Below are 12,821 nucleotides of genomic sequence, written 5' to 3'. Positions count from 1 at the left end.
GCCTCTTTACAAAGGAGGCTCTTTTCAGTATTGTTAGCTAACGGATTCCTTAGCATTACTATTTTGATAATGCATTTGTTTTCTCATAGATTTAAATCGAATATAGAACACAATCATAGAAAGTAATGTGAAAATACTAAAATATAGGAATAGCACGCCAACGCTCTCCCATGTATTGGAGGTTATGCCTAAAGTTATAATACTTCGGTAACTTTCAAGCGAATACGTGAACGGTAAGAAGGTACTCATTTGACGTAATTCTTCTGGGAGCATATCAATTGGTAAAGATGACCCGGTTGTGGGCAATTGCAGGATAACGAATGCCAATGCTATAAATCTCCCAACATTTCCAGCTGCACTTACTAAGAATAAAATAATCATTAAGAAAGTTAAACTTACCATGATAGACAACAAGACGAAAGAAACACCACTTTGTACATCTAAATTTAGGAATACGAGTGTGTATAAAGATAGGATTAATGCTTGTAGAATAGCAAGCATTATTAGCTTTATCGCTTTGCCAGTAAACCAAGCTGTTGCTGATGGGGGAATAATAACAGGATGGCGATATTTAACTGCAAAGGACATAATTAAAATACCAACATAAAGCGCTAATGTTAAAATGTATGGTGCGTTTGAATCACGGTAAAAAGGAAAACTATTCATTACTTCTCCATCTAAAACAACAGGTTCCGCAAACATGGAAATATTTTCTTCGGCAAGGTTTAAATTGTTCGTTTGCGTAGCGCCTTCCTCTAAACCTGCTTGTAATTCTTCACTTCCATCCGATAATTCTGCTAGGCCCCCGTCTACTTGTGTAACCCCGTCTGTTAATGTTTCCCAGCCTTCTTCTACAGTTTGATTTCCTGCGCGTACTTGACTAGAACCATCTTCCAGTTCTATTGCACCAGCAGACAATTCTTGCCACCCAAGCTCTACTGTTTTGTTTCCATCGCGTACTTGTCTGGAGCCATTATACAATTGTTCCGTACCAGCTGTAAGTTCACTCCACCCACTTTTTACAGTTAGATTACCGTCTTTAATTTGCTTGGTTCCTTCCTGTAGTGTAGCTACGTTTGTCTGTAACTCTTTCCATCCTGTTTCTACGGTTTTATTCCCAGCTGCTACTTCATTCGCTCCTTCTTCTAGTTCGATTATACCGTTTTGAAATTGCTGTTGACCTTCTACAAGTTGCTCAAGACCGTTGTTCAAATCGGTCACACCTACACTTAGCTCATTTTTTAGGCCGTCTCGTAATTGATTTGCTCCGTTAACAAGCTTTTGAAAATCTTTTTGTTTTTGTGGGCTTGTTTTTAAAGTTTCATTTAGTTGAGCCATAATGATGTTGTATAAAGCATTATCTTCTAGTCCGTCAACACTGTTGGGTAATTCTTGCAGCGCTGTTTGTAAGCTTTGCATGGATTGAATGGTATCGTGAACACCTGCTTGGGCTTGTTGAACTCCTGTAGCTAATTGTTCGCTTCCGGGGATAATCCTTTCACTAAGCCCATTTTTCAGTTGTGTTGTTCCATCTTTTGCTTGTTTTGCGCCTGTCAATAAATTTGTGGAACCAGTGTGCAGTTCGTTCGCTCCATCTGCTAATTCGGAAGCCCCATTGGATAGACGAGTAATATCAGCTGATTTTTCTTGTAAAGCGTTCATTAACTGTATCGTTCCTTCATGTACCTGTGAAGAGCCATCAGCTAATTTTGTGACATCATTTGTTTTATTTTGTAAGTTGCTTAAAAGTGTGCCTGTTCCTATATTTAATTCTCGCGCACCGTTAGCAAGACTTGTGATATCTTTCTGTTTATAAACCAGCGATTCTTTCATCGTTTGGGACCCATCTTCTAATTGTTGAGCTCCATCTGCTAATCGTTTGATATCGGAGGATTTTTCATTTAAAGAATCGAGAATTTGCTCAGACCCATTTTTTAGTTCATTAGACCCATGATTGATTTGTTTCGCGCCATCTGAGGCCTCTGTAAATCCACCTGATACTTCTTTTAATTGAGCGACTACATTTTCTACATATGTTGTGGTTATTTGTGTAGATAACTGCGTTTTTATTGATTCAGCAGCTTTATCAGTAACTTGTGCTGCCATGAAGTGTAGCCCTTCATTTTGCGTGTATTGTAATGTAGGTCTTATTGGCTCTTCATCCAGAACGGTCAAGGCTTTTGTTGAGAAGTCTTCTGGCACTTCAATCATCATATAATATTTCATATTATCCATGCCTTTTTTCGCTTCTTTGGACGATACAAACTCCCAGCCTAGCAATTCGTTTTCCTTCAAGCTAGCCATTAAACTATCGCCGATGTTTAGACGCTCACCATCTGACATCGCACCTTGGTCTTTGTTTACTACTGCTACTGGTAAGTTATTCGTATTGTCATAAGGCCCCCATTTTGGTGACAACATAATCATTGCATATAGAAGTGGGACGAATATAGCTAAAGAGACGGTAAGAATTACATGTTTATTTTGGAAAATACGTTTTATTTCTGCGGAAATATAACCTGATTTTCCCATATCATATCCTCCTTTGAATTATCTTGTTGGCTTCTAGGTGTTGTTCAAATGCTTGTAAGCCGGCACTTCCTTTGTACAGTGGCAGTGTGGAATTTTAAAGTATGTAGAAGTTTTCTCCAATAAGGGTTGACGGCAAGCCAAATTTTCTAAAAAACATGAATTAAGTATAGATTTTGATGTAAGATGTGTCGTTGTGATTTTCTATCTATTTACTCGATAGATTATAAGTTTAGGAAATTGACTTTAGTACCACTTTCTAAAAAGGCAATGAAAATCAATACAGATTTTCACTGCCAACTTCCATGTTTAATTAAAAATATACTTTCTAAACAAAGGTATGGAAGCGCCTGCAGCTAGAAGTATTGCACCAATTAATAATGTGAACGGTATGTTCGTTGCTGTATTTGGAAGCACTGCTCCATTACCAGGTTTATTGTCATTATTTCCTGCACCTAAATTATTTTCTTCTGGGTTTTCATCATCGCCTGGCTTTTCACCGTCATCAGTTTTTTCACCATTACCCGGTTTTTCGCCATCATCCTGTTGTTCATTATCACCTGGCTTTTTACCGTCACTAGGTTTTTCACCATCACTCGGCTTTTCACCATCGCCCGGATTTTCACCATCACTCGGCTTTTCATCGTCATCTGGTTCTGCAGCTTCTACATATACAGTCCGAGTAGCTGTCGCTTGATTTCCAGCCTTATCTTCTACTGTATATGTAATGTTGTATTCCCCTGGTTTTTCAGTATTCACATCACCAGAAACTATGACTTGCTTAGTTAGGTCCCCATCTATTTCATCTTTAGCCATGACTCCTGGATCGTTGTATGTTTCACCAACTTTTATACTCATTGGGTTATCACCCTTTAACGTAATAACTGGTGCTTGATTATCCAGCTTTTCTTCCACTTTTACTGTTGTAAACAGTGTATCTTCTGGAGGCGTACAAGTGACAGGTAGATCAATTGGTGTCGTGCCTAATTTTGCATAAATTTCTGCTTCTATTTCACCTACATGAATGTTTACATCATTCTCTCCTGCATTGAAACTTGTATCATTGCCACTAATTTGAAAGGAAATCTGGGTATCGTTGGGATCAAATGGGGTCTCGGGAATAGCCACTCCTTCCGAACCAAACACATTCACTGTTTCATTTGACGATGTTAGGTCCAATTGATTTACATGACCGTTAAATGGGTTAATAAATCCCTTTAATGGTTCGATTTGTCCGGTTAAGTCTACACCAATCGTAGTTTGTATATTAGAAACAGAAAACTCCTGATTGGCTTGTACTTTGTTTGGTACTGTGGCAGTTGGTGTAACGTTCATATTAATAGCGATCTCACCAAAAGAAGTATTGGCTGTACATACATAATTAAATGATTTTGTCGTTTCTTGAGCATGAGCCGTCTTCATCCCACCACTATAGAAAAACACAATAAAAATACTCAACAATACCATGATTAATTTTTTTGGGAATTTATGAATGAGAATCTCCTCCTTCTTCATTTATAATGCTTTCCTAAATGCGTTTTTTGATATCACGCTCCTTTCAACGATGTTTGCATCATGTTGTAAACCTTTTCATTATTTGTTAATATAAATTCAGTTATAGTACAGAAATGGAAAATCATATCTGTTATACTGAAAGTTGTTAATGTAACTGTAGATTCTTTTTGTTGTTTAATCAATTCCGAAAATTGTAGCATTTCAAAAAAAGAGCAGTACTACACCCTATAATTGTAGGATTGTCGTCTGGTTATGAATGAATAATCATTCATAAAAGGGGTTGGTGAGGTAATTGTTATTAACTTTTATCTAAAAAAGAAAAGGGGCGAAAGAAATGCGGTTAGACCAATATATGGATACTTTTTTTCAGTATGGTTTACGTTTATTAAGAGAAAACCAAAAACAAATTGAGTATCATTGGAAACAAGTTTCAGGGTATTTTGAAAGTGGTGAAACGAAGTTAGCAAAAATCCCTATTTCATTACAAATGCTTTCAGATTTAATCTTTGATTCTCAATATGATAAAGAAGCTTTATTAATTAAAATAAACGAAGTTGGGAAGAGAGAATCTGTAAGTCAACCCATGAACCAATTTGTTATTACTTTAATGGAAATTGCTGTCCATAGGGTAGTTAAACGGAAGTCAAAATATGATTATAGTGATCTGCAAGCCATTCAATATGTGTTTATGAAGATGCGGGACCATATGCTTAAAGATAAACATGATTTTCTATTTACTATAGATGATTTTCTTGATCAACTTGTAAATTCGGAACAATTTCCAATTGATTGGATAGCAGTCGTGGAAAAAAATGAGCAAGTATTTTACATCAGCAAATGGTTTCAGAGTAATAAACAATCGAACCGTCCATCTCATGATTTTAAAGCTAGCACCTTTTTTAATTTAACAGAAGAATTATTAAAAAGTATGCCATATTCCAATAACAAAAATACAATTACCATACCCTATAAGTATAGTACACTTTTAATATGTATAGATAGAAAAGGAGCTGGCTATACGATTCCTTTTATAAACTATATACTGCAAATATTTGAAAACAGTTCAAGGAGATTAAAGGTACATTGTCAAGAACAGCAATGGAAGGACTCTGTTATTATGTTTTATGAATCCATTATTCAAGCAAAAACATTTGATGAATCTGTGAAATTAGTTACACAAGGCTTCGTTAATTATTTACCTTTTGAAAGATGTGGTGTTTTTTCCTATTCATCAGATGATAGAGTGGGAAGTGGCTTGTTAGGTCATCAATTTGATAATAAAGCAATTCAAGAAATAATAGAGGATGTACGAAATCTTCCTTTGATTGACAAAGGAATGAAGTTATTGCAGCTGTTTGGAGAAGGGATGAAATATCTGCAGCCTCTTTTCATTACGGATGCAAAGGAAAGCTTTCCTATTGAATACATTAATAAATTTCAATTGAAGTCTATTGTTGTAGCTCCGCTGTATCAACCTTCAAATAATAGGCTTATAGGTGCAGCTATTCTTGATCAAGGGCCTTATAGCCAATTTTCTATCTCTCAAGACGCATATACGGCTTTACTTAAATTTGGACAAAGTGCAGGAGAAGTGATTGGAAAGTTCGAAAAAAAACCGCTTATAGATAAACGCTCATTCTGCTTAACTGTGAGAGAAGTTGAAGTTTTAGCACTGATGGCAGAAGGAGAGTCAACGAGTAGTGCGGCTGATAAATTACATTTAAGCGAGTATACAGTCCGTGATTATATGACGGCAATTATGCGGAAAATGGGGGTGAAAAACAGGACAGAGGCGGTTGCTTATGCAATTAGAAAAGGTATCATGTGAACTGCTCTCACCACATACCACCCTAACCTGAAGCTGGCACTTTTATAGGCATTAATGAATTCGATCATTTACTGTTGGGTTGTGCTTTGAAGAAAAATGAACATAGTCATTTCAATGTTATATTATGAGACTGATTATACCAAATGTCAGAGAAAAGAACCTTAAAGCTATCGCCCAACCGAAATTCACTCCCCCTTACCATTGAGCTCAGCCCTTTACACGCTTGAAGAGGGAGACCTCTTTCGGAAGTCGTTAAAACTTAAACGGTCTTATTTTGATTATAAGCAGATAGAATACGTTCTAATTTTAATGCCAATTTCACATTTCCTTCCATTTTCAACTTACCAGTAAAGAGCGCCTTAGTCCCGGTTAATTTACCTGTCGCTAGCTGAAGAAAATGCTCTTCTTTCATAAATAAAATACAATCGGCTTCTATAGCTTCTCCTTCTACCACATAACTGTCTTTTCCGCGTAATAGTAGTTGGTAAGTGGTTGGATAATCGCCTTTTAAATTAAACTGATAAACGACATCCATATCATCTATTAAGGAAGAATCTTCTTTTAAAGCTTCCGTTATTTTCTTAAGCAGGTTAGCGGTTTGTGACATATAATTACATCCTCCTTATAAAAGCTCAATACGTTTAAATTATAAAAGTTCGTATCATTTTGTACTAGCACGAAAAAAGTAGGGTTTTTCACGAAATTTCTAGAGCAAATTTACTTTTTTAGTTACGCGAAAGAAAACTTGCAATTGTCACTTTATAAACCCTATTTCATTTGCTATGATGGACTATATACGCCCCCTTCTGAACACCACCTATGAGCAGATAAGTAATTATAGTTTGTTCTCCGGTAAGTCAAGTTCTCTAAAAAGTGTACCTCTATTGCTATCTGTCCTACTTTATATAATTAATACAAGTAAAGGAGATGAAGATGATCGAAAAACTTACTACCTCGCTATACTTAGAACTTGTCAAACGTTGTGAAGGAAAATTACTGCTCCGAAAAGAAATTCCTCTTGATGAAGATTTATTCCACGCGTTTCTCGGTCAAAACATATTTACACCGATTTCATCTATCATAAAAACTCCATTTATCAAAATATGTCGACGTTGTGGGAATCGAAAAAAATCTCAATTCTCCAACATGTATGACTTCAATAAGAAACGCCTTATTGCATACTGCCGTAATTGCATCCAAATGGGGCGAGTAATAGAGACAGAGCCACTGTATCGGTGGAATGGTGAGCCAGCTTGTTGGCAAAAGCATGAGTCGGCTTGTACTTGGGAAGGTCAACTCACTGATGCGCAAACCAAGGCTTCTGAAACAATCCGTGATGCTATTTTGCAGCAAGAATCTGCGCTTTTAGTATGGGCTGTTTGCGGATCTGGAAAAACAGAGATGCTATTTGCTGGTATTGAAGGAGCTTTACGGCAAGGGATGCGCATTTGTCTTGCTACTCCGAGAGTCGATGTAGTAAGGGAGCTACTTCCGAGAATACAAGAAGCTTTTTCAACCATACCGATTCAAGCGTTATACGGAGGCAGCGAGGAAAAGAGAGGCTCCTCGCAAATCATTATTGCTTCCACCCATCAACTTTTACGCTTTGAACATGCATTTGATGTGGTCATTATTGATGAGTTAGATGCTTTTCCATATCATGCAGATACTTCTTTAGCCTTTGCTACAGAAAGAGCTTTAAAGACTTCAGGTACAATGATTTATTTAACTGCTACTCCTAGACGTAAAGAACGACGTAAACTACAGTGGAATCAGTTGAAACATGTTTTTGTGCCAACCCGTTATCACGGTTATCCCCTCCCTGTTCCTCAGATGTGCATGTGCTTTTCTCTACACAAGCAATTACAAGAGGGAACCGTTCCTCGCGCATTTATCCGGTGGCTTTGTCAGCGAGAAAACAAGCAACGTCAACTCTTGATTTTCCTTCCAACGATCTCTCTTACAGAAAAAGTAGCTAGTCAAATATATACTATTCTTTTTAACCATAAAATAATTAAAGATGCATCAGAAATAACCTCTGTACATGCATCTGATCCTGAAAGAGAACGAAAAATTTCTCAATTTAGAAATAAAAGGCTCCTAGTATTAGTCACCACGACCATTTTAGAAAGAGGCGTCACTTTTCCTTCTGTTGATGTGGCTATCATAGACGCTGGTCATTCTGTATTTGATGAAGCAGCGCTCGTTCAGATTGCAGGACGGGCAGGAAGAAGCGCAGAAGATCCTGACGGGGAAGTCGTTTTCTTTCATGATGGAAAAACAAATGCCATGGTGCGAGCCATCCGCTTCATTAAAAGAATGAATCGACTAGGAGGATATACAAGATGACATGTCTACTTTGTGAAAAGAATATTCTCCCTGAAGTAACGTGGAGAACCGCGCTTTATCCAGAAGCAAAAGTTATTTGTGATGCTTGCAATGAGTTATTAGTGGCAATAGATGGCCCACGTTGCACAAGATGCAGTCGTTCGAGTACAAAAGGGAACTGTTTGGATTGTATCCATTGGGAAAAAACTCCTTCAAAGGATAGTTTAGCTAGAAACTATTCAGTTTACCCGTATAATAATTTCATGCAAGAAATCATCACGAAATGGAAGTATCAAGGAGATTATGAACTTGGTAATGTGTTTAAAAAAACATTTCGTATCCACTTTAAACGCATGATAAAGACTACTTCAAAGGCGTATGTAGCAGTGCCGATTCCTTTAAGTGAAGAAAGACAAGAGGAGCGTGGATTTAATCAAGCAGCCATGTTAGCTGAGTTTCTCCCCATCCCAAAAGCGAATTATTTAGAACGGATTGGGAGTGAAAAACAAGCAAAAAAATCAAAAGAAGAAAGGATGAAATCCGCAAATCCCTTTAGATTAAAAAAATCGCTTAACAAACCTGTTATTTTAGTCGATGATATATATACGACAGGAATGACATTGAGGCACGCAGCTAGAGTATTGTTAGAGCAAGGCTGCCCTAATGTAATTTCCTTTACACTTATTCGAAGCTAGTGTATGACCGTGTTATAATAAGAGAAAATGCTTGAAGCGGATTTCAATGGAAAGTGGGGATCTATTATGGCAGAATTAGCAAACTGTTCTCGTTGTGATCGTTTATTCTTAAAAGGAGCACGTACAATTTGTCAAAATTGCTACCAACAAGAGGAGGAAGCGTTTCGAACTGTTTATCAATTTATGTCCAAACGAAAAAATAGAGAAGCGACAATGTCTGAAATTGTTGAAAACACAGGTGTAGATGAGGAATTAATTATTAAATTTATTAAAGAAAAACGTTTATTGCCATCTGAATTCCCGAACATTGGTTATCCATGTAGTCATTGTGGTAACCGCATTACTGCAGGCAATTTATGTATCTCCTGTAGAGAGAATTTAAAAAAAGACTTACAACAGTATGAAGCGCAAAAAGAAAGGCGAATAGAAGAAAAAGATAGACAAAAAACGTATTACTCGTTTGATAATTAATAACAATGGAATGTGGTACTAAGTATTATATGTTTATGCCAGATATAGGTGTGGAAAATTCCAATTAAGAAATATTGCTGCCCTAGTCTAACCAGAGCAATGAAAGAAAACGTCCAAGATTGAAGATTCACGTTTTAATAACATAGATCAATCACTTGTAAATAATAGCTTCAATAATTAATGATGTAATCCGATAATAGAAGTAGTCATTGGAATTTGCTCTAAAAGAGGTGGAGTGGAAATGAAAATAAATGGGCCTAATCAATCTGACTTTAACCCATACCATAAACAACAACTGCCTAAACAAACGGAAGTTAAACAAACAATGAAAAAAGACCAATTAGAAATATCAAATGAAGCAAAACAGTTGCATGAGGACAATAGGGAAAATAATACAAGAAATGCCAAAATAGATCGACTAAAAGAAATGATAGAATCTGGTGAGTATAAAATGAACTATGATCAAACAGCGCAGAAATTAATTGATTTCTTTACTGGAAAGTAATGAAGGAAAGGAGGATTTGCTTGAGTTTAAAACCGATTATAGACATATTAGAAGAATTATTACATTTACATGTAGAATTCGTTGATCTCTCAAAGACGAAAACAAACGTTGTAAAAAACGGCGATGTGGATACATTATCATCTATTATAGCTAGAGAACGTAAACTGTCTAGAAAAATGGAGAAAGTAGAGAAAGAACGACAACAATATATGGCTACTTGGTTTGAGGCTAATCAGCCTCAGAAGCAAGAGAAAACTGTTACGACGCTTCTATCTCAAGTAGAATCTGAAAATGACAAAGAACAGCTAATCGAAATAACAACGGAGCTAACGAGGACAATGGCGCAGTTGAAACAACAAGAGCAATTGAACCGTATGTTAATTCAACAGTCTTTACAATTTGTTCACTTTTCTCTGGATCTCATGAATCCAACAATTGAATCAATGAATTATGGAACGAATAAGGAAAAGCAAGTAAGATCTAAACAGTCTTTATTTGACTCAAAGGTTTAATAGGAGGCCGTAAGATGAGTAGTTTTCATGGATTAGAAATGGCAAAACGGGCGCTGTTTGCGCAACAATCAGCATTATATACAACGGGGCATAATATTTCCAATGCGAATACAGAAGGCTATACGAGGCAACGGGTTAATTTTGAAACGACGACTCCTTACCCTGCTGCTTCAAGAAACCGTCCTGAAATACCTGGACAAATAGGCACAGGTGTTGAAGCTGGCTCTGTTCAACGCGTACGCGATAAATTTTTAGATTATCAATTTCGGTCTGAAAATAGTAAATCAGGTTTTTGGACTTCAAAATCAGAAGCTCTTAGCAGAATGGAAACAGTATTAAATGAACCATCTGACAACGGATTAGCAAGTACAATGGAAAAATTTTGGAATTCCCTGCAAGAATTGGCAGTGAATCCCGATAACTCCGGAGCGAGATCTGTTGTTGCAAATCGTGGCATGGCAGTAGCAGAAACTTTTCAGCATTTATCTAAATCGTTATCTTCCCATAGAACAGACTTAAAAAATCAAATTGATACAACGGTAAAAGAAACAAATTCATTATTACGGCAAATTGGCAGTCTGAACGAACAAATTAGTGAGCTTGAGCCGCATGGTTATTTACCTAATGATCTATACGATCGTAGAGATAACCTCATTGATAAATTATCGAGTAAAATGAATATAAAAGTAACCTACTCTAAAAGCTCTGAAAGTTCGCCAAAGATAGCTGATGGAATAGCCTCCATTGAAGTTGTAGATAACACTGGTAATTCTTTTCAACCTAATATCGTTTTAATAAACGGAACATCTGGCCAACAGCAGATTAATGAGTTTGATGATCCGGAGTATGGCTCTGATCCGTATGCATCAGTAACCGGCATAAGTGTAAATGGAGAAACATTTAATGTTCTTGAATCAAATGGAACCTTAGGAGGCCTCATTGATTCTTATGGTCATGATATAGACGGTGATGGGGCAATTCAAGGCACTTACACGGATATGTTAACGAATTTGGATAAAATGGCAACCGAAATGGCTAAGGAATTTAATCGTGTACATAAAAGTGGAAAAGCTTTGGATGGAACGGACGGTATTGATTTCTTCGCCTTTAAAAACGGTAAGAGCGGTGCTGCTGGAATTACGGTAAACCAACTTATTATGGATGAGCCAGATAACATTGCAGCAAGTACAAATGACACGGATGGAGAAGGAGCAAATGCCTTAGCGCTTTCTGAAGTATTTACGAATAAATCATTAGCTGGAAATCCGTTAGGCGAGAATACATCGATTAATAGTTTTTATGATTCGTTAATTGGAGAAATGGGTGTAGAAGCCGAAGAAGCTAAACGAATGACAGAAAATACAGGGATCTTAAAATCACAAGTAGAAGAACAACGGATGTCAGTGAGCAGTGTCTCCTTAGATGAAGAAATGTCTAACATGATTAAATTTCAGCATGCTTATAACGCTGCTGCACGAAGTATGACAACCATTGATGAGATGCTAGACCGTATCATTAATAATATGGGTCTTGTTGGGAGGTAGATGGTAGTATGAGAATTACGCAGAGTATGCTTTCAAATAACATGTTACGGAATTTGTCCAATAGCTATACGAAGTTGGATACGTATATGGAACAAGTAAGAACAGGGAAAAAAATAAATCGCCCTTCGGATAATCCAGTTGTAGCAATGAAGGGGATTAATTATCGTAGGCAGGAAAATGAAGCGGAGCAGTACTTACGGAATACAGGCGAGGCACATAATTGGATGGATAACTCAGATGCAGCACTTGATCAGGCTACAAAAGCAATGCAAAAGTTACGGGAATTAGCAGTTAAGGCAAGTAATGGAACGAATGATGATGAAGAATATAAGAGTATAAAAGAAGAAGCTAAACAATTGAAAGAGCATTTAATTAGTATAGCAGATACAAAAGTAAATGGTAAATACATATTCAATGGGACGGATACGACCAATTCCCCGTTTGATCAAAATGGCGATTTTTTACCTAATACGGAATCTGTTAACATTCCTATTGCTGCTGGTTTGGAACTACAAGCTAACGTGGACGGAGAAGCAGTGTTCGGTAATGGTTTATTTAATAAAGTCGATTCTTTTATTCAGAAGCTTGATGATTATGACAAAGAAGGTATTGAAGAGGACATTGGTGCAAGTATTACAGAACTTGATACAGGAATTAATCAAATTATTGATGCAAGAGCAGGCTTGGGAGCTCGCATGAATCGTTTGGAACTCGTGGAAAATAGACTGGGTGATCAGAAAATAATGGCTACAAAAATGATGTCCGATAATGAGGATATTAATTATAGTGAAGCCATTACTAATTTAATTACGCAGGAATTTTTACATCGCGCCGCATTATCAACGGGTTCTAGAATTATCCAGCCAACCCTTGTTGATTTCTTGAGATAATAAC

11 protein-coding genes are annotated in these 12,821 nt (G+C 36.8%); 8 read left to right on the top strand and 3 right to left on the bottom strand.

Translation table 11 applies throughout. The annotated features are described in order from the left end of the window. Positions 1 to 33: 33 nt before the first annotated feature. Together BUB45_RS09065 and BUB45_RS09060 are read right to left on the bottom strand one after the other, a co-directional pair. Complete coding sequence (locus BUB45_RS09065; RefSeq protein ID WP_073007644.1) at positions 34 to 2,532, bottom strand: YhgE/Pip domain-containing protein; 2,499 nt, start codon at positions 2,530 to 2,532, stop codon at positions 34 to 36. 306 nt (positions 2,533 to 2,838) lie between these two features. Beyond that, positions 2,839 to 4,044 (bottom strand): DUF5011 domain-containing protein, encoded by a 1,206-nt coding sequence (locus BUB45_RS09060; protein WP_073007641.1) that lies wholly within the window; start codon positions 4,042 to 4,044, stop codon positions 2,839 to 2,841. A gap of 334 nt (positions 4,045 to 4,378) precedes the next feature. Between BUB45_RS09060 and BUB45_RS09055 the strand changes: the two genes are divergently transcribed. Beyond that, entirely contained in the window at positions 4,379 to 5,872 is a 1,494-nt protein-coding gene (locus BUB45_RS09055) for a helix-turn-helix transcriptional regulator (protein ID WP_073007638.1), read from the top strand. Positions 5,873 to 6,131: 259 nt separating this feature from the next. Here the strand turns inward: BUB45_RS09055 and BUB45_RS09050 are convergent, their stop codons facing one another. Continuing rightward, on the bottom strand, positions 6,132 to 6,479 hold the full coding sequence (locus tag BUB45_RS09050; RefSeq protein WP_073007635.1) for an SCP2 sterol-binding domain-containing protein: 348 nt from the start codon (positions 6,477 to 6,479) through the stop codon (positions 6,132 to 6,134). 593 nt (positions 6,480 to 7,072) lie between these two features. Between BUB45_RS09050 and BUB45_RS09045 the strand changes: the two genes are divergently transcribed. The 7 genes from BUB45_RS09045 (at position 7,073) to flgL (ending at position 12,817) form a co-directional block, all read left to right on the top strand. Continuing rightward, a complete protein-coding gene (locus BUB45_RS09045) occupies positions 7,073 to 8,221 on the top strand; it encodes an ATP-dependent helicase ComFA (RefSeq protein ID WP_244527699.1) in 1,149 nt (382 codons plus the stop codon). After that, positions 8,218 to 8,895 (top strand): ComF family protein, encoded by a 678-nt coding sequence (locus tag BUB45_RS09040; protein WP_073007629.1) that lies wholly within the window; start codon positions 8,218 to 8,220, stop codon positions 8,893 to 8,895. The genes BUB45_RS09045 and BUB45_RS09040 overlap by 4 nt, the downstream gene beginning before the upstream one ends. 66 nt (positions 8,896 to 8,961) lie before the next feature. Next, positions 8,962 to 9,366, top strand: coding sequence for a TIGR03826 family flagellar region protein (locus tag BUB45_RS09035; RefSeq protein ID WP_073007626.1), 405 nt, complete (start codon positions 8,962 to 8,964; stop codon positions 9,364 to 9,366). Between the two features lie 241 nt (positions 9,367 to 9,607). Next, complete coding sequence (gene flgM, locus BUB45_RS09030; RefSeq protein ID WP_073007623.1) at positions 9,608 to 9,871, top strand: flagellar biosynthesis anti-sigma factor FlgM; 264 nt, start codon at positions 9,608 to 9,610, stop codon at positions 9,869 to 9,871. Between the two features lie 20 nt (positions 9,872 to 9,891). Next, on the top strand, positions 9,892 to 10,383 hold the full coding sequence (locus tag BUB45_RS09025) for a flagellar protein FlgN (RefSeq protein ID WP_073007620.1): 492 nt from the start codon (positions 9,892 to 9,894) through the stop codon (positions 10,381 to 10,383). 14 nt (positions 10,384 to 10,397) lie between these two features. Further along, positions 10,398 to 11,927 (top strand): flagellar hook-associated protein FlgK, encoded by a 1,530-nt coding sequence (gene flgK / locus BUB45_RS09020; RefSeq protein ID WP_073007617.1) that lies wholly within the window; start codon positions 10,398 to 10,400, stop codon positions 11,925 to 11,927. Between the two features lie 8 nt (positions 11,928 to 11,935). Beyond that, positions 11,936 to 12,817 carry a flagellar hook-associated protein FlgL gene (gene flgL, locus BUB45_RS09015; protein WP_073007614.1) on the top strand — a complete coding sequence of 294 codons (882 nt, stop codon included), beginning with the start codon at positions 11,936 to 11,938 and terminating at the stop codon, positions 12,815 to 12,817. The last annotated feature ends 4 nt before the right edge of the window (positions 12,818 to 12,821 follow it).

Source organism: Virgibacillus chiguensis, from assembly GCF_900129865.1.
Classification (GTDB): Bacteria; Bacillota; Bacilli; order Bacillales; family Amphibacillaceae; genus Virgibacillus; species Virgibacillus chiguensis.
Note: the sequence above shows the minus strand (reverse complement) of the source record. Positions and strands in the feature narration are given on the sequence as shown.